This window comes from Vicinamibacterales bacterium (genome assembly GCA_035699745.1).
In the GTDB taxonomy this organism is placed as follows: domain Bacteria; phylum Acidobacteriota; class Vicinamibacteria; order Vicinamibacterales; family 2-12-FULL-66-21; genus JAICSD01.
On the sequence record DASSPH010000032.1, the window covers coordinates 91,561 to 111,488 of the forward strand.

Sequence of the window (19,928 nt, forward strand, 5' to 3'; positions counted from 1 at the left end):
ATGGCCAGTCCCACGGAACTGTCCCCGCTCAAGCGGGCGCTGATCGCGCTCGACGAGATGAAGGGGAAGCTCGATGCGGCCGATCGCGCCCGCAACGAGCCGATCGCCATCGTCGGCATGAGCTGCCGCTTTCCCGGCCGCAGCCACGGCGCGGAGGCGTTCTGGACGCTGCTGCGCGACGGCGGCGACGCCGTGACGGAGGTCCCGAAGGATCGCTGGAACTGCGACGACTACTACGATCCGGATCCGGCGGTGCCCGGCAAGGCCTACGGCCGCTGGGGCGCGTTCCTCGACGGGATCGACCGGTTCGATCCGCAGTTCTTCGGCATCGCGCCGCGCGAGGCGGCGGGGATCGATCCGCAGCAGCGTCTGCTGCTCGAGACCACGTGGGAAGCGCTGGAAGACGCCGGCACGTCGCCCGAGAAGCTGCAGGGGGTGCCGGCCGGCGTGTTCGTCGGCATCAACAGCATCGATTACGCGACGCTGCAGCTGCAGAACTGCGACCTCGCGAGCATCGACGCGTATTCGCTGTCGGGCAGCGCCCACAGCATCGCGGCCGGACGGCTCGCCTACGTGCTCGGTCTGCAGGGACCGGCGATGGCGGTGGACACGGCGTGCTCGTCGTCGCTCGTCGCGATCCACCTCGCCTGTCAGAGCCTGCGCAACGACGATTGCCGCGTCGCGGTCGCCGGCGGCGTGCACGTCACGCTGACGCCGATCAACATGGTGGTGTTCTCGAAGCTGCGCATGCTGGCGGCCGACGGCAGGTGCAAGACCTTCGACGGCCGCGGCGACGGCTTCGTCGAAGGGGAGGGCTGCGCGGTCATCGTCCTCAAGCGGCTCTCCGACGCCATCGCCGACAAGGACCGGATTCTCGCGCTGGTGCGCGGCTCGGCGATCAACCAGGACGGCGCGAGCAGCGGGCTCACCGCGCCGAACGGCCCGGCGCAGGAAGCGGTGATCCGGGCGGCGTTGAAGCGCGCCGGCGTCAAGCCGGCCGACGTCGGCTACGTCGAAGCGCACGGGACCGGCACGTCGCTCGGCGACCCGATCGAAGTGCAGGCGCTCGCCGCCGTTCTCGGCGAGGGGCGCCCGGCGGACCGTCCGCTGCTGATCGGATCGGTGAAGACGAACATCGGCCATACACAGGCGGCGGCGGGTATTGCCGGTCTGGTGAAGCTGGTCCTGGCGCTGCAGCACCGCCAGATTCCGCCCAACCTGCACTTCGAGAAGCCGAATCCGTTCATTCCGTGGCCGACGCTCCCTGTCGAAGTCGTCACTTCGCTGCGCCCGTGGGTCGAGAGCGGCGGCCCCCGCGTGGGCGGCGTCAGCTCGTTCGGCTTCAGCGGCACCAACGTGCACATCGTCGTCGGCGAAGCGCCGGCGCAGGCACCGGTGGAGCGCGGCGCCGACCGTCCGCTGCACCTCGTCACGCTGTCGGCGCGCAACGACGCCGCGCTCCAGCGCGTGGCCGCGCGGTGGCGCGACCAGCTGGCCGCGTCCACGGGAGCGGGCGGCCTGGACATCCGCGACGTGGCGTTCACCGCGAACGCCGGCCGCGCGCATCTCAGCGAGCGCGTGGGGCTGATCGCGGGATCGATCGAGGAACTGCGCGGCCAGCTCGATGCGGTTGCCTCCGGCGAACGCGCGCCGCGCTCCGTCCGCATGCGGGTCGCCAGCGCGGATCGGCCGCGCCTCGCGTTCCTGTTCACGGGACAGGGGGCGCAGTACGCGGGCATGGGACGCGAGCTGTACGACACGCAGCCGACGTTCCGCGCCGCCATCGATCGCTGCGACGCGATCCTGCGTCCGCTGATGGAACGGCCGCTGATCTCGGTGCTGTTCCCCGCGGCCGGCGACGAGGCGCTGGTCAATCAGACTGCCTGCACGCAGCCGGCGCTGTTCGCGATCGAGTACGCGCTCGCCGAGCTGTGGCGCTCGTGGGGCATCGTCCCGGCGGCGGTGATGGGGCACAGCATCGGCGAATACGTCGCGGCGCTGCTCGCCGGCGTCTTCACCCTCGAGGATGCGCTGACGCTGGTCGCGGCGCGCGGGCGGCTGATGCAGTCGCTGCCCGGCGGCGGCGCCATGGCGGCCGTGTTCGCGAACGAAAACGTGGTCAAGGAGGCGCTCGCCCCGCACGGCGGCGTCGCCATCGCCGCCGTCAACGGACCGGACGACACCGTGATCTCCGGTCCGGAGAAGGACGTCGCCGCCGTACTCGCGGCGCTGCAGGCGGCGGGCGTCTCGTCGGAGCGCCTGACGGTCTCGCACGCGTTCCACTCCGGGCTGATGGATCCGATTCTCGACGAGTTCGAGAAGGCCGCCGCCGGCGTGAAGTTCAACCCGCCGCGCGTGACGATCGTCTCGAATCTCACCGGTCAGCCGATCCGCGGAGAGATCGCGTCCGCGGCGTACTGGCGCCGGCACCTGCGTGAAGCGGTGCGGTTCGCCGACGGCGCCCGCGCGCTGTACGACCTCGGCTACCGCGTCTTCCTCGAGCTGGGGCCGCGTCCGACGCTGTCCGGGCTCGCGCGGCGCAGCGTCGCGGAGGACGCGGTGTTCCTGCCGTCCCTGCGGAAAGCCGGCATGGACTGGGTGCGGATGCTCGAGACGCTGGCGGAGCTGTACGGGCGCGGCGCCGACATCGACTGGCCGGGCTTCGATCGCGACTACGTCCGCTACAAGCTGCCGATGCCCGCCTACGCCTTCGAGCGCGAACGGCACTGGCTTGCGGGCGTCAGCGCCGACGGCGCGCGCAAGGGCGGCCAGCCGGGGCGTTCGACGGGACATCCGCTGCTCGGCACGCGCCTCAGCTCCGCGCTGGAGCACGCGCAGTTCGACGCCGAGATCGGCGTCGACTCGCCGGCGTATCTCACCGACCACCGCAAGCGCGGCGCCGCGGTGTTTCCGGCGACCGCCTATCTCGAGATGGGCCTGTCGGCCGCACGCGAAGTGCTCGGCGCCGGCGCGCACGTCTTCGAGGAGCTGGTGATCAGCGATCCGCTCGTGCTCGGCGACGCGCACGTGCGCGTGCAGACCGTCCTGACGCCGGCGGGCGACGGCAGCGTGACGTTCCGGCTGTTCAGTCTCGAGCCGGAGAGCGCCGGCCAGGCGGAGCGCTGGCGGCAGCACGGCATGGGGACGATCCGCGCCGTGGCGGCCGGCGGTCCCGCGCCCGAGCCGCTCGACGCCGTCAAGGCGCGCTGCACCGAGGCCATCGACGTGGACGGCTATTACGCGTCGCTCGTGCCGGACGGCCACGAGTACGGTCCCGCGTTCCGCGGCATTACCGAGATGCGGCGCGGCAACTGGGAAGCGCTGGCGGCGATCGCGCTGCCGGACGCGATCGCCGGAGAAGCGGGGGCGTATCGCATCCATCCGGTGCTGCTCGACGCCTCGATGCAGCCGCTCGCCGCGGCCGTGCCTGCCGAACTGAAGGACGCCGCGAAAGGGGAGACCTACCTCCCGGTGAGCCTCGGCCGCGTGCGCGTCCACGTCGACGGCGCGAAGGCGGCATGGAGCCACGTCCGCGTGCGCGTGCCGTCGGAAGGGGATACCACCGGCTTCTCGGCCGACATCCGCCTCTACGCGGACGACGGCCGCGTGGCCGCCGAGATCGAGGACGTGTACCACAAGCGCATCTCCGCGGACGCGATGCAGGTCGCGGCGCGCAAGACCATGGCGTCGTGGCTGCACGAAGTGGCGTGGCGTGAGAAGGCGATCGAGACTTCGCCGGCCGCTGAGACCGGCGCCTGGCTGATCGTCGCGGCAACACAGGCGGGCGCGGAGGCCGCGGCCGCGGCGTTCACCGCGACGGGGAACACGGCGATCACCGCCGTCGCCGGCTCCGGGTTCAATCCGGACAGCATCGAAGACCTCGACAAGCTGCTGTCGCGGGCGGCGGCGGATGGAGGACTGCACGGCGTCGTTCACATGATCGCGGCGGACGGGTCGTCGTCGCCGGCCGCGCCGGCGGAGGGTGTGCGGCGGCACTGCGGCAGCCTGCTGCATCTCACCCAGGCGATCGTCCGCAGCGACCGCGAGACGCGGCCGCGGCTGATCGTCGTCACGCGCGGCGCGACGGACGCTGGCGGTGCGGACGTCGCCGTCGACCAGGCGCCGCTCTGGGCGCTCACGCGCACGGTCGCCGTCGAGCATGCGGACCTGCGCTGCCGTTCGATCGATCTCGATCGTCAGGCGCCGGGCTATGACGACGTCGCCGCGGAAGCGGCGGCACCGGGCGCGGACGATCAGATCGCATATCGCGACGGCAAACGGCTGGTCGCCCGTCTCGTGCGCAGCGCCGCCGCCGAGGCGGTGGCGGCCGGTGACGCCGCCGGTCCGGTCACGCTCGAGATTGGCGCGCGCGGCATGCTCGATCGACTGGAGCTTCGCCCGTGGTCGCGCCGCGAGCCCGGCGAGGGAGAGATCGAGGTCGAGATTGCCGTCGCCGGCCTGAACTTCCGCGACGTGCTCAACGCGCTCGGCATGTATGAAGGAGAGCCGGGGCCGCTTGGCAGCGAATGCACCGGCACGGTGGTTCGCGTCGGAGCCGGGGTCACGCACTTCGCCGCCGGCGACGCGGTGCTCGGCATGGCACCGGCGAGCTTCAGCACGTTCGTGACCGCACCGGCGGGTGCGTTCGTGAAGAAGCCCGAGGCGCTCGCCTTCGACGAGGCGGCGACGATTCCGGTCGCGTTCCTCACCGCGCAGTACTCGCTGATGCACCTCGCGCGGCTGCGGCGCGGCGAGCGCGTGCTGATTCACGCCGCCGCCGGCGGTGTCGGGCTCGCGGCGGTGCAGGTCGCGCAGCGCGCCGGCGCTGAAATCTTCGCGACCGCCGGCAGTCCGGAGAAGCACGCGTATCTGCGATCGCTCGGCGTGAAGCACATCATGAGCTCGCGCACGCTCGACTTCTCCGCGGAGATCCTGCGTCTCACCGCCGGCGAAGGAGTGCACGTCGTCCTCAATTCGCTGTCGGGGGAATTCGTCGACAAGAGTGTCGCCGCGGTCGCCAAAGGCGGCCGCTTCCTCGAGATCGGCAAGGCGGGAATCTGGAGCGAGGAACAGATGGCGGCGGCGCGGCCCGACGTCACGTATTTCCCGATTTATTTCCGCCCGGACGATCACCCGATGGTGCAGCGGATGTACGCGGACCTGCTGCAGGGATTCGCCGACGGGTCGCTGCGGCCGTTGAACCGACGGGTGTTCGCGTTGACGGCGGCGAGCGATGCCTTCCGCTTCATGGCGCAGGCGAAACACATCGGCAAGGTCCTCATCGAAGTGTCGCGCGCCGGCGCGCGCGGCGCCGGCGTTCGCGAGGACGCCACATACGTTATCAGCGGAGGCCTTGGCGCGCTCGGTCTCGCGGTTGCTGCCCGCCTCGTCGACGACGGCGCGAGGCACCTGGTGCTCGTCGGGCGCGGAGCGCCGACGGAGTCCGCGGCCGCGGCCATTGGGTCCTTACGACACGCGGGGGCGGAAATAGTCATCGCGCAGGCAGACATCAGTCGCCAAGATGACGTCTCCCGCGTTTTCGCGGAGGCGCGTGCGGGCATGCCCCCTATCCGCGGCATCGTTCACGCCGCCGGCGTCCTGGACGACGGTCTGCTCGCCAGCCAGTCGTGGGCGCGGTTCGAGACGGTCCTCGCGCCGAAGCTCGCCGGCGCCTGGAATCTGCACGTGGTGTCGGCGGGACTGCCGCTGGACTTCTTCGTTCTGTTCTCGTCGATGGTCTCGGTGTTCGGCGGCGCCGGGCAGGGGAATTACGCCGCGGCCAACGGCTTCCTCGACGGCCTGGCGCGGTCGCGCAAGGCGCAGGGGCTGCCGGCCGTCAGCATCAACTGGGGCCCGTGGGCGGGCGCCGGCATGGCCGGCCGCGTCAGCGAACGGGACCGTCAGCGCTGGCGGGCCGAGGGGTACGGCAGCATCCCGCCGTCCGAAGGTGTGTCACTTCTGAGCAGACTGATCCGCCTGGGAGTCGGCCCGGGAATTGCGGTGCTGCCCATCGACTGGCCAACCCTGTTCAAGCAGTTCGCGGCCGGCAGCGAGCCGCCGATGCTGGCGGAGCTTGCGTCGGCGTACGCCAGACCGGCCTCGGCGCGTCCCGCCGGCCGCCGGCTGGCCGAGGAGCTCGACGGGGTCGCGCCGAGCCGGCGCCGCGCGGCGGTTGCCGCGTTCCTGCACGGCGAGGCGCTGAAGGTGCTCGGACTCGCGGCGTCCGTGGAGCTCGATCCGCGGCAGCCGTTGAGCGAGCTGGGGTTGGATTCGTTGATGGCGGTGGAGCTGCGCAACGCCATCGCGGCGGCGCTCGACCGGACGCTGCCGGCGACGCTGTTGTTCAAGCATCCGACCCTGGAAGGGCTGTCGGAGTTCGTCATCGCGCAGGTCGGCGGCGAGCCGCCGGCGGCCGCCGCAGCCCCGCCGGCGGACGTGAAGGACAAGGAGGCGGACGCCGTCCACGATCTCTCGGACGACGCCGCACGGGACCTGCTGGCGAAGGAACTGGCGTCGCTGGAATCGTGGACGGCCGAGGAAAGGTAGCGGGCATCGCCTGATGAGTGCTGCGGCGCAGCGCGACGCCGGATGGAGGTTCCACTTCCACCGGTTCGACGCGGTGGATCACAAGCTGAACGAGGTCGACCTTCGGTGGCGGTTCAATCCGTCGCAAATCAGCACGTCGGTCGCCGAGCTGGCGATGCTGACGTTCTGGAAGGCCGCCTACCGTCTGCGGCGGCAGATTCGATCGCTGGAGGAGCCGCTGCACCGGACCATCCTCGACGTCTATCTCGGTACGCGGCTGCCGAAATCGGACCTGCGCTCGCAGATCGCGCTGCTGCGCAACGACTCGCAGTACAAGACGGCGGGCGCGGGCATCGACGTCGGCTACGCGCCGGACGCCCCGGTGCCGGAATGGGCGCCGCTCGCCCAATGGTTCACGGACGTGCAGAAGCGGCTGCACATGCAGATGTATCTGAAGGTGACGTCGCGCACCGAGCTGCGCGGCAAGCGCGTGCTCGAGGTCGGCTGCGGTCAGGGGGACGGCGCCGCGTTCCTGACGCAGGTCAGGCCGCCGGCGAAGTACGTCGGCGTCGATCTGCATCCGACCCAGATCGCGCTCTGCGGCGCTCGCTACGCGCGGCTGGCGCCGACGCTCGTGTTCCACCGCGGCGACGCGCAGCAGCTCCCGCTGAAGACCGGCGTGTTCGACGTCGCGATCAACGTGGAGAGCTCGCACTCGTATCCGATGTTCGATCGGTTCGCCGCCGAGGTGTTCCGCGTGCTGGCCCCCGGCGGGGTGTTCTGCTTCTCGGACCTGCGCCAGGTCCCGCCCGGCGAGTCGTGCGGGCAGCGGCTGCGCGGCCAGTTCGAGCAGGCCGGATTCATCGTCGACCATCACGAAGACATCACCGGCAACGCCTGGCGCAGCCTCGACGAGCTGCGCGACGCGCTCGGCGGGCAATTGTGGCCGGAGTTCGAGAGCCTGCGCGACCTCTTCGGTCAGCGCAAATTCGAATACCACCATTTGGTGCTCAGGAAGCCGGCGTCAGCGCACTAGAAAGGGGACAGGTCCGAAGATGAGAGTCCGACGATTCTCGCGCGCGATCGTGCTCGCGGCGGCCACCGCCGCGCTGATGATCGCCATGCGTACCGGCATCCATGGCCAGGCGCAGACGGCCACGCCGAACATCGTCGTCATCATGCTGGACGACATCGAGCTTGCCGGCCTCGGCCAGATGCTCAATACGGGCTTCCTGCCGAACATCAAGAAGAACCTGATCGACAAGGGCTACGTCTTCACCGAGTCGTTCTCGGTCGCCTCGCTCGGGGGACCGGCGCGGGCGTCGTTCTTCACCGGCCAGTATCCGCACAACCACGGCGTGCGGGCGAACTATCCGCCGCTCGGCGGCATCAACAACATGAACCACAATTCCACCGTCGCCACGTGGCTGCACGACGCCGGCTACCGCACCGGCCTGGTCGGGCGCTACGTCACCGGCTACGGATGGTGGACGTCGGAGTTTCAGCTCTACCCCGGATGGGACGACTGGAACGCGCTGATCGACCCCAGCAGCATCAGCGTCGACCAGTACCGGATGAACATCAACGGCAGCCTGGTGAACTGGGGACTGCTGGCCGCCGCCTACAACACGCAGCTCTATCAGACCGACATCGTCGGCTGGCGGGCGCAGAGTTTCATCCAGACCGCGCCGACCTACCAGAAGCCGTTCTTCCTGCTGGTGGCGCCCACCGTGTTCAACCCGGAGAACCCGCCGTACAACGAGTGTCCGGTGGAGGGGCAGATCTTCGGCGGCAATCTGTGGGGCGCGACGATGCGTCCGGCCAATCGCCACTGGAACAGCATCGTCAACCTCGGGACCTACTTCCCGCTCCCGACGCCCCCCTCGTTCAACGAGGCGGACGTCAGCGACAAGCCGGACTGGGTGCAGGCCAATCCGGCGTTGACCGCCGAGGACGTGACCTGCGCCACCCGCCGCCACTGGCGCAAGCTCGAGACGCTGCGCTCGGTGGACGAGATGGTCGGCACGATCTTCAGCGCGCTCACCGCGACCGGCGCCCTGAGCAACACCATCGTGGTCCTGACTGCCGACAACGGGTTCATGGACGGGCAGCACCGCTTTCCGCAGAAGACCCCGGCGTACGAGTCGGCGATTCGCGTGCCGCTGATCATCCGGACGCGCACCAGCTCGACGATGACGCTCGTGCGCGGGATGGCGCTGACCACCGATCTCGCGCCGACCATCGCGTCGTTCGCCAACGTCACGCCGCCGAGCACGCACCCGGTCGACGGCCGCTCGCTGCTGCCGCTCATCAACAATCCGGCGCTGACGCCGTGGCGCGGCATCGGTCTGTTGGAGCACACGCCGGACGGGGAGGAGAATTACGGCCTGGTGGGGCCCCCGTACTATGAGGCGGTGCGCACCTCTTCCGCCGCGCCGCGCCTGTTCGTCAAGTATCCGACCGTCACCACGGGCGTCCCCGGCGAGTTCTACAACCTCACCACCGATCCGCACGAGCTGCAGAACAAGTTCACGGATCCGGCGACGCAGACCGAGCGGACGCGCCTCGACCTCTGGTTGAACGCGCTCAAGTCGTGCCGCGGGATCACGTGCTATATCTACGAGACCTATTTCGCTTTCTAGGGAGTCCGATGAACATTCGCCGTCTTCTCCGCGCCGTCGTCTGTGCCGTCGTTGTCGCGTCCGGTGCACTGTGGCAGGCGCGCCCCGGTCACTCGCAAACCCGCCCGAACATCGTGGTGATCCTGCTGGACGATTTCGACGCGGAAACCCTGGAGGTTGCGGTCGCGAAGGGGCTGGCGCCGAACATCGCCCAATACCTTGCGGGCCAGGGCTACACGTTCACCAATGCGTTCACGACGACCACATTCGGCAGTCCCGCGCGCGCAACCTACCTGACCGGTCAGTACGCGCACAACCACGGCGAATTCGGCACCGACCCGATTCTCGGCGGCGCCCCGCGGTTGAACGAGTCAGCGACGGTTGCGACATGGCTGAAAACGGCCGGGTATCGCACCGGGCTGGTCGGACGGCATCTCACCGGCTACGGGCTCTTCACGCCGGCAACCCGAATTCCTCCAGGCTGGGATAGTTGGTCGGCACTCATCGACCCGACGACGTGGAGCATGGACAAATACGTGCTGAACGTCAACGGCACGCTCGTCGATGTCGGCGCCGCCGCGGCCGCCTCCGGAGTCGAGCTGCATCAGACCGACATCCTCGCCTACCTTGCCGGCACGTTCATCAGGAGCGCGCCCCTGTACCTGCGCCCGTTCTTCCTGACCGTGACCCCGGTCGTGTTCAACCGCGAGCGGTGGCCGGGCCCGACGATCCACAACGTGTGCCCGAACCCGGCCGACACGGTGTTCGGCGGCAACTACTGGGGCGTGGCACAAAAGCCCGCAGCGCGGCACATCGACACGGTGACCGGCGACGTGACCGCGTTTCCGCTGCCGAAGCCGCCGTCCTTCAACGAAGAGGACATGTCGGACAAGCCGCTGTGGGCACAGCAGAACCCGCAGCTTACCGAGACCGACATCGACTGCCTCCAGAAGCGCTACTGGCGCAAGCTCGAGGCCCTGCGCGGCGTCGACGATCTCGTCGGCCACGTGATCGGCTCGCTCCAGGCCGCGGGAACCCTCAACAATACGATGGTGATCCTGACCTCGGACGCGGGAGACAACGACGGGCGCCACCGGTTCCCCGAGAAGATGCTGGCGTCCGAGCAGGCGCTTCGGGTTCCTCTGTACGTGCGGATGGCCGGAGGCAGCCAGCCCGTCACGATCCCCCGTCTCGTCCTGGCGACCGACCTCGCGCCGACGATCGTGCACGCCGCGTCGGCGCTGCCGACGATTACCATGGACGGACGATCGCTGCTGCCCCTGATTCAGAACCCGGCCCTGGCGACCTGGCGCCGGATCGGCCTGATCGAGCATGCGCTGGTGCCTCCGCTCGACACCCCGTTCGCCTCGCCGCCCACGTACCTGGCGGCGCGTACCGACGCGGCCGCGCCGCGGATGTTCGTGCGCTATCCGACGGTGACCGCCGGGGTGAACGGCGAGCTGTACGACCTGTCGCTCGATCCCCACCAGATCGACAACGTGTTCACCGCTCCCGCCCGTCAGACGGAGGTGGCACGCCTGAACGCCTGGTTGAATGCGTTGCGGACCTGCAAGGGCCTCGTCTGCACGCTGGTCGAGAATACATATTGAGAGCCGCGGCGCGGTCATGAACGGCGACCGCCCGGTGAAGCCGCCGGCGGACGCCGACAAGCGCGAGGCGCTGGCGCGTCTCCTCCGGGAGCGCATCGCAGCGCCGCAGGTCGAACATCCGCTCTCGTTCAATCAGCGATCGCTCTGGTTCATGCACCGGCTGGCGCCCGGCAGCGCCGCCTACAACGTCGCCTACGCCTTCGTCGTCGAATCGCCGCTCGATGCCGCGGCGCTGCGCGGCGCCTTCGAGCGGTTGACGGCGCGGCACGCGATCCTGCGGACGACGTATTCGGCGGCGGCGCCGGTGCAGGTGGTGCATGCCGGACGGCCGCTGGATTTTGCGGAAGTCGACGCGCGCGAATCGGCCGCGGCCGATCTCGACGAGCGGCTGCGGGCGGAAGCGCAGCGGCCGTTCGATCTCGAGCACGGACCGGTGTTCCGCGTGCGCGTCTTCACGACCGCCGACGCGCCGGTGCTGCTGGTCACCTTCCATCACATCGCCTACGACCTCTGGTCGATGGCGACCTTCCTCGCGGAGCTGGGCGCGCTGTACCGCGCGGCTGCCACCGGCGCCGGACCGCTGCCGCCGCCGGAGACCCAATACGTCGATTTCGTGCGCTGGCAGCACGAACGCCTGGCGGCGGACGGCGAGCGTCTGTGGACCTACTGGCGAGGCGTGCTGTCCGGCGCGCTGCCGGTGCTCGAGCTGCCGGCGGACCATCCGCGGCCGCCCGTGCAGTCGTTTCACGGCGCGGTGCTGTCGCGCGGCATTCCCGCCGATCTCGCGGCGCGGCTGCGCGAGCTGGCGCGCGCCGAAGGGGTCACGCTCTTCGTCGTGCTGCTCGCCGCCTATCAGTTGTTCCTGCATCGCGCGTCCGGGCAGCCGGACGTGCTCGTCGGCACGCCGATGGCCGGCCGCAGCCGCGCCGAGTTCGAGCAGCTGATCGGCTACATGCTCAACTCGCTGCCGCTCCGCGCCGACTTCGCCGCCGACCCGCCGTTCCGCACCGTCCTGCGCGGCGCGCGCGATCAGGTGCGCGGCGCGCTCGAGCATCAGGACTATCCGGTCGAACTGCTGGTCGAGCGCCTGCGCCCGGCGCGGAGCGCCAATCAGGCGCCGCTGTTCCAGACCATGTTCGTGCTGAACCAGCCGCATCACGTGCAGGGGGGGATCGATCTGACGGCTGGCGCCGCCTCCGCCCACGATCTGCGCCTGCGGCGGCTCGATCTCGACCTGCGGATCGCGCAGTTCGACGTCTCGCTCGAAGTCGTGGACCTGGCTGAGGGCCTGACGTGCAACTGGGAGTACGCGACCGATCTGTTCGACGAGGCGAGGGTGGCGACGTGGGCGCGGCAGCTGGAAGGCGTCCTCGCGGCGATCGTCGAGGCGCCCGGCGACCGCACCTCCGAGCTGCTCGCGCGGGCCGCGGCGCCGCGCACGCCGTCCGAGGAGGCGGTGGCGGAGATCTTCCGCGAGATGTTCGGACGGGAGCGGGTCACGCTGGATGACAGCTTCCTGACCGCGGGGGGTGACGCCGACACCGCGCGGCGGATCGCCGGCCGGTTGTCGTCGCTGACCGGGGTGACGGTGCCGCTGGCGGCCGTCTTCGACGCGCCGACGGTGGCGGGCCTGGCGTCCCTGCTGGAAGACGCCTTGCTGGGGGCGCTCGGCGACGGCGACTAAAGTCTACCCAAGGGCAGACTTTTCCCGCGCCCACGCCGGAAATGTGCCCTCTGACGGGCGTTTCCGCCCCTTCCGCTGGCGCGTCTTTTGAGTTTCCCCCGGTTTGCATCCGATGAGTAATCCGACGTCCCCGGGTCCCGGCGACCTCACGCCCGAAAAACAAGCGCTTCTCGCCCTGCGCAAGATGCGCGCGCGGCTCGAGGAACTGGAGCGCGCCGCCCACGAGCCCATCGCCATCGTCGGCATGGCCTGCCGGTTTCCCGGCGGCGCCACGTCGCCGGAGGCCTACTGGACGCTCCTGCGCGACGGGCGCGACGCGGTGTCGGAAGTGCCGGCGGACCGCTGGGACATCGACGCCTTCTACGACCCCGATCCCGACGCGCGCGGCAAGATGTACACGCGCGCCGGCGCGTTCCTTCGCGACATCGATCGGTTCGACGCCGCGCATTTCGGGATCACGCCGCGCGAAGCGCGCACCATCGATCCTCAACAGCGGCTGCTGCTCGAGCTGACCTGGGAAGCGCTCGAAGACGCCGGCTACGCGCCCGACGGGTTCACCGGCCGCGACGTCGGCGTGTTCGTCGGCATCAGCATCAACGACTACGGCCAGCTTCTCGTGCAGGCGCGGGAGGCGGATTCGTACGCGGCCGGCACCGGCAACCTGCTGAGCGCGGCCGCCGGACGCCTGTCCTACATCCTGGGCTTCCAGGGGCCGGCGATGGCGCTCGACACCGCGTGCTCCTCGTCGCTCTCGGCGGTGCACCTGGCCTGTCAGAGCCTGCGCACGCGCGAGTCGCAGCTCGCGATTGCCGGCGGCGTCAACGTGATGCTGAATCCGGACGTGACGGTGAACTGCTGCCGGGCGCGGATGCTGTCGCCGCGCGGCCGCTGCAGCACGTTCGACGCCGAGGCCGACGGCTACGTCCGCGGCGAGGGCTGCGGCGTCGTCGTGCTTAAGCGCCTGTCGGACGCCGTCGACGCCGGCGATCGGATCCTGGCGCTGATTCGCGGCTCCGCGGTGAACCAGGACGGGCGCAGCGGCGGCTTCACGGCGCCGAACGAGCTGGCGCAGCAGGCGGTCATCACCAAGGCGCTGCGCGACGCGCGGGTCGCGCCGGCGGACATCAGCTACGTCGAAGCGCACGGCACCGGGACCGCGCTCGGCGATCCGATCGAGATGCACGCCATCGCGGCGGCGCTCGGGCCCGGCCGCGCCGCGGACGCGCCGCTCGTCGTCGGATCGGTGAAGACCAACATCGGCCATCTCGAATCGGCGGCGGGGATGGCGGGGCTGATGAAGGTGGTGCTGGCGCTGCGGCACCGCGAGATTCCGCCGCACCTGCACTTCCGCGCGCTCAATCCGCACATCGACGTGAACGGCGTCCCGATCGTGATCCCGACGTCGCGCACCGAATGGACGGCCGGCGCCGGTCCGCGCCTGGCCGGCCTCAGCTCCTTCGGCTTCACCGGCACGAACGCGCACGTCATCCTGCAGGAAGCGCCGGCGCCGCAGCCGCGCGCCGCGTCCGTCGATCGACCGTCGCACGTGCTCGCGCTCTCGGCGCGCACCGACCCGGCGCTGCGCGAGATGGCGGCACGCTTCGCGGAACTGCTGCGCGCCGGTGACGCGGCGCTGGCCGACGTCTGCTTCACCGCCAACAGCGGCCGGGCGCGGTTCGATCACCGCCTCGCGCTCGTCGTGGACGACGGCGCGAGCGCCGCCGCGGCGCTGGCCGACATCGCCGCGGGCCGGCCGGCTGCGCGGGTGCGCCAGGGAGTGGTGCGGAAGAGCGCCGTGCCCGACGTGACGTTCCTGTTCACGGGGCAGGGCGCGCAGTACGCCGGCATGGGCCGCGAGTTGTACGAGAGCGCGCCCGAGTTCCGCCGCGCGCTCGACGAGTGCGACGCGCTTCTGCGCGATCAGCTCGAGCGTCCGCTGCTCTCGGTCATGTATCCGTCGGCGGGCGAAACATCCCCGATCGACGACACGGCATACGCGCAGCCGGCGCTCTTCGCGATCGAGTACGCGCTTGCGGCGCTGTGGCGATCGTGGGGCGTCGAGCCCGGCGCCGTCCTCGGCCACAGCATCGGCGAGTTCGCCGCCGCCTGCGTGGCCGGCGTGCTCACGCTGCCCGACGCGCTGCGCCTGGTCGCCGCGCGCGGACGGCTCATGCAGGCGCTGCCGCGAAACGGCGCGATGGCCGCCGTGCTGGCCGACGGCTCCGCCACCCGGCGCGCGCTCGCCGACGATCCGCGGGTGTCGATCGCCGCGCTGAACGGACCGGAGAACACGGTCATCTCCGGGGACGCCGCGGCGGTGGACGCGGCGCTCGAACGGCTCGCCGCCGCCGGCGTCAAGTCGCAGCGGCTCACCGTGTCGCACGCGTTTCACTCGGGGCTGATGGACCCGATGCTCGGCGAGTTCGAGCGGATCGCGGCCTCGATCGCGCACGCCCCCGCGAAGCTGACGTTCGTGTCGACGCTCGAAGGGGCGGCGCTCGATCCGTCGTTCACCTTCGGCGGCGCCTACTGGCGGCGGCACGCGCGGGAGGCGGTCCGCTTCGCCGACGGCATGCGCGCGCTGCACGCGCAGGGGCAGCGCCTGTTCCTCGAGATCGGTCCGTCGCCGACGCTGCTCGGGATGGCAAGGCGCGTCGTCGCCGACGACGCCGCGGTGTGGCTGCCGTCCCTGCGCAAGGGGCGTCCGGCGTGGAGTGAAATGCTCGGCTCCGCCGCGGAGCTGTTCACCCGCGGCATCGATCTCGACTGGCCCGCGTTCGATCGTCCCTACGGACGCTCGCGCGTGACGGTGCCGACCTATCCATTCGAGCGCCAGCGTCACTGGCTCGGTGCGGCGCCGCCGGTCCCGGCGGCTGCCAGCAGCGCGCCGGCCGTGCCGTCGTGGATCGACGATCGTCTGTACCGGCTGGCCTGGATCGCGGACGAGCGGACGGCTGATCCGTCGGATCGTCCGCGCGCGTTCGTCCTGATCGCGGATGCGGACGATCCGCTGGCGGCCGGACTGCAGCGAGCGATCGAGGGCCGCGGGGACGCGTGCCGCATGGTGACGTCGGTTGACGACGCGTCCTGGATGGACGGCGCGTCCGATGTCGCTCTCGTCGCCGGCGGTGACGCGCGGCCGGGCTGCGACGACCCCGCGGCGCTCGATCGCGCCCACCACGTCACGCGGAGTCTGCTGGCGATCGCGCAGGCGGCCGCCGCCCGGCCCGCCGCCGCGCGTCCGCGCGTCTGGGCGATCACGGCCAACACCCAACCGGTCGTCGCCGGAGATTCGCCGTCAGTGGCGGCGTCTCCGCTGTGGGGACTCGGCCGCGTCGTCGCGCTGGAGCACCCCGAGATCTGGGGCGGGCTCATCGATCTCGATTCGCCGGATCCGCCGGGTGACACGCTGCGGCGTGTCGCCGGCGATCTGCGCGGCGTCACGATCCTCGAGGATCAGATCGCCTACCGCGCCGGCCGGCGGTATGTCGCGCGTCTCGAACCGGCGGCGGCCCCGGCCGCGGCGCCGCTGGCGCTGCGCGCGGACGCCACCTACGTGATCACCGGCGGCTTCGGCAGCCTCGGGCTGCACACCGCCGAGCGCCTCGTGCGGCGCGGCGCCCGTCATATCGCGCTCGCGGGACGGCGGGGCGTGCCGCCCCGCGCGGAGTGGGCGGCGGTCGATCCATCCAGTGATGCGGGCCGGCGGATCGCGGCGGTGCAGCGGCTCGAGGGCATGGGGGCCACCGTTCACGTGTACGCCGCGGACATCGGCCGGCGCGACGCGGTCGGGCAGATGTTCGCCCGGCTCGCGGCGGATGCGCCGCCGATCAGGGGGATCTTCCACGCCGCCGGTGTCGCGCGTGCCGCGGCGATCAGCGATCTCACGCCAGACGGCCTGGCGGCGCTGTTCGATGCGAAGGTCGGCGGGACGTGGTGGCTGCACCAGGCGTCGCTCTCGCTGCCCATCGATCACTTCGTGCTGTATTCCTCGATCTCGTCCGTGTGGGGATCGAAGACGCTGGCGTCCTACGCTGCCGCCAATCATTTCCTCGATGCCGTCGCGCATCACCGCCGCGCCGGCGGCCTGCCGGCGCTCAGCGTGAACTGGGGTCCGTGGGCGGGCGGCGGCATGGTCGACGCGCAGGGCGAGAAGTGGCTGGCGCTCATGGGCGTCGCGGCGCTGCCGCCCGGGCCCGCCCTCGACGCGCTCGAGCGGTTGATGGGCGGGCACGCCGCACAGGTCGTCGTGGCGGACGTCGCGTGGGATCGCTTCCTCCCGGTGTACGAAGCCAAGGGCAGCCGTCCGCTCGTCGAGCGGCTGCGCGGCGCCGCGGCGGCGAGCGCGGCGCCCGCGTCCTCGTCCGCGGGAGACGCATTCGTGCCGGGTCTGGTGCAGGCGCTGACGAAACTGCCGGAAGCGGAGCGCCGCGACGCGATCGCGCGCGCCGTGCGCCGCCTGGTCGCGCGGGTCGTCGGCGCGGACGATCCGGAGGCGATCGGCGACGAGGACGGCCTGTTCGACATGGGCATGGACTCGCTGATGGCGACCGAGCTGCGCCGCGTGCTCGAGAAGCAGTTCGAGCGTTCGCTCTCCCCGACGGTGACGTTCGACTACCCCAGCGTCGCCGCGCTGGCCGGGCATCTGGACGAGCAGCTGGGCATCGCGGCAGCGCCGGCGGGGGAGCGGATCGCCGCGCCGCACCCGCACGCCGCCGCGGACCACCGCGAGATCGCGATCGTCGGAATGTCCTGCCGATTCCCCGGGGGGGCCGACACACCCGAGGCGTTCTGGGATCTGCTGCGGCACGGACAGCATGCGGTGACGGAGGTCCCTCCCGATCGATGGGATGCCGATCGTTACTACGATCCCGATCCCGACGCGCCGGGCCGCACCTACGCGCGCCACGGCGGCTTCGTGGACGGCGTCGATCGGTTCGATGCGGGGTTCTTCGGCATCTCGCCGCGCGAAGCCGACAGCATGGATCCGCAGCACCGGCTGCTGCTCGAAGTGACGTGGGAAGCGTTCGAGCGCGGCGGTCAGAATCCGTCCGCGCTGCGCGGATCCCGGACCGGCGTGTTCGTCGGGATCAGCAACAGCGAGTACGCGCAGATCGTCGCCGCCGGCGGCGCCGAGTACACCGACGCCTACCTGATGACCGGCAACGGCCTGAATTTCGCCGCCGGCCGTCTCTCGTACATCCTCGGCCTGCAGGGGCCGGCGCTCGCGGTCGACACCGCCTGCTCGTCGTCGCTCACCGCGATTCATCTCGCGTGCCGCAGCCTGCGCGACGGCGACTGCGACATGGCGGTGGCCGGCGGCGTGAACCTGATCCTGCAGCCGGATGGCATGGTCGTCGCCGCCAAGGCCGGCATGCTGTCGGCCGCGGGTGTATGCCGCACGTTCGACGCCGCCGCCGACGGCATCGTCCGTGCGGAGGGGTGCGGCATTCTGATCCTCAAGCCGCTGCAGGCGGCGCTCGACGCCGGCGATCCGATCCTTGCGGTCATCCGCGGATCGGCGATGAACCAGGACGGGCGCAGCAGCGGCATCACGGTGCCGAACGGTCTTGCGCAGGAGGCGCTGCTTCGCGACGCGCTGCGCGACGCCGCCGTCGACGCGCGCGACATCAGCTACGTCGAGGCGCACGGCACCGGGACGCGCCTCGGCGATCCCATCGAGGTGCGCGCGCTGGACGCCGTCCTGGGCGGCGCCCGTTCCTCGCGACCGCTGCTCGTCGGATCGGTCAAGACCAACATCGGTCACGCCGAGTCGGCCGCGGGCGCCGCCGGATTGATCAAGACGGTGCTCGCGCTCCAGCACGGGGAGATTCCGCCGCACCTGCACCTGCGCGAGCTGAATCCCGACATCACGGTGGATCCGGGGCGCGTGGCCATCCCGACCGCGGCTACCGTCTGGGCCGGCGAGCGGAAGCTCGCCGGGGTCAGCTCGTTTGGCGCCAGCGGCACGAACGTGCACGTCGTCGTCGAGCAGGGCCCCGCGGCGATCGGGCGCGACAGGGAGCCGGCCGGTCCGCACCTCTTCACGCTCTCGGCGCGCGACGAGGCCGCGCTCGAGCAGCAGATCGATCGAGTTGCCGCGGCGCTGGCCGGGACGCGTGATTCGCTCGCGGACATCTGCCATACGGCGAACGCGGGGCGTGCGCACTTCGCGCACCGGCTGGCGATCCTGGCGCACGACATGGCGGAGCTGCGCGCGGTGCTGCCGCAGGCGGCGTCATCGGCGGACCCGCGGGTGATGCGCGGACGCGCCACGGACAACCGCCCGCCCAGGGTGGCGTTCGTCTTCCGCGGCGGCGACGTCGACGAGGCCGCGATCGAGCGCGCGTCCGCGACCGACGCTGCCTTTCGCGCCGCGTACGATCGGTGCCGCGAGATCGCCGGGCCGCGGTTGAACCGGCGGTTCGCGTTCGAGTACGCGCTGGCGGAGACGTGGCGCGCGTGGGGCGTTCAGCCGGCCGGGGTCGTCGGGGAGGGAACCGGAGAGCTCGTCGCCGCGTGCGTCGCGGGTGCGATCTCATTGGACGACGCGCTGCGTCTGGCGGCGGTGAATGCCGGCGATCGGGAGACGCTCGAGCGCATCGCCCGTGCGGTGTCGTATGCCCCCTCGCGGCTCACGTTCGCATCCGCCGCGACGGGCGAGTGCGCGGCGCCGGCGCTCGCGTTCACGTCCGGCACCGTCCTCAACGCCGCGGGCAGCGCGAAGATGCCGGAAGCGATTGCCGCGCTTCGCGACAAGGGACTTCGCGTCGTTCTCGAGGTGGGCGCCACGCGCAGCCGGGAGGATCGTCTGCGCGCCCTTGCCGCGATGTACGTCGACGGGGCGTCCATCGCCTGGGCGCAGGTCAGCGCCGAGGGATCCCGGCACACGGCGTCGCTCCCGACCTACCCGTTCCAGCGGACGCGGCACTGGATCGCGGCGGCGGACGGCAGCCGGTTGAGCGACGACGAGGCGGTGGCGGCGGCCGCGGCACGCTCCGCCGCGCGGCGACGAACCGGTCTGACCCGGCGCGCCGTGCTCGAGGCCGACCCCGAGGGGCGGCTTGCGCTGGTGCAGGCGTTCTGCGCCGAGCAGGTCGGCGCGGTCCTGCGCATCCAGGGCACGCCGGTCGGCGAGCCGCTGAACAATCTCGGCGTCGATTCCCTGATGGCGATCGAGCTGCGGAACCGGATTCAGCGCGCCCTCGACGTATCCGTGGCCGTCGGCGTGTTCCTCGACGGCACCACGGTCGAGGGGCTGGCGGCGGCGGTGATGGAGTCGCTCGACGGGGCGGACGGCGCCGGAGCGGGACCTGCCGCTGCGCCGGGTCGGCTGCCCGCCGATCTGACGCCCGAGCAGGCGCAGCGGCTTCTGGGGCAGCTCGAGGAGCTGAGCGACGCGGAAGTCGAGCGGCTGCTCGGCGTCCTGTCGGCCGGCTCGTGACCCCGAAATCCGTCGAGTAGCGGCGGCGCGGACCTTTAGTCTGC

General features: G+C 71.2%; 6 protein-coding genes. All 6 read left to right on the forward strand.

Annotated elements, in window-relative coordinates:
• The 6 genes from VFK57_06320 (at position 1) to VFK57_06345 (ending at position 19,884) form a co-directional block, all read left to right on the forward strand.
• Positions 1–6,546 (forward strand): type I polyketide synthase, encoded by a 6,546-nt coding sequence (locus VFK57_06320; protein ID HET7695305.1) that lies wholly within the window; start codon positions 1–3, stop codon positions 6,544–6,546.
• Positions 6,547–6,559: 13 nt separating this feature from the next.
• Positions 6,560–7,561 carry a class I SAM-dependent methyltransferase gene (locus tag VFK57_06325; protein ID HET7695306.1) on the forward strand — a complete coding sequence of 334 codons (1,002 nt, stop codon included), beginning with the start codon at positions 6,560–6,562 and terminating at the stop codon, positions 7,559–7,561.
• A gap of 19 nt (positions 7,562–7,580) precedes the next feature.
• Positions 7,581–9,167 (forward strand): sulfatase-like hydrolase/transferase, encoded by a 1,587-nt coding sequence (locus VFK57_06330; protein ID HET7695307.1) that lies wholly within the window; start codon positions 7,581–7,583, stop codon positions 9,165–9,167.
• Between the two features lie 8 nt (positions 9,168–9,175).
• Positions 9,176–10,756: a sulfatase-like hydrolase/transferase gene (locus VFK57_06335; GenBank protein HET7695308.1), complete on the forward strand. Its 1,581-nt coding sequence runs from the start codon at positions 9,176–9,178 to the stop codon at positions 10,754–10,756.
• Positions 10,757–10,772: 16 nt separating this feature from the next.
• A complete protein-coding gene (locus VFK57_06340) occupies positions 10,773–12,440 on the forward strand; it encodes a condensation domain-containing protein (GenBank protein ID HET7695309.1) in 1,668 nt (555 codons plus the stop codon).
• 112 nt (positions 12,441–12,552) lie between these two features.
• Positions 12,553–19,884 carry an SDR family NAD(P)-dependent oxidoreductase gene (locus VFK57_06345; GenBank protein HET7695310.1) on the forward strand — a complete coding sequence of 2,444 codons (7,332 nt, stop codon included), beginning with the start codon at positions 12,553–12,555 and terminating at the stop codon, positions 19,882–19,884.
• Positions 19,885–19,928: the final 44 nt, after the last annotated feature.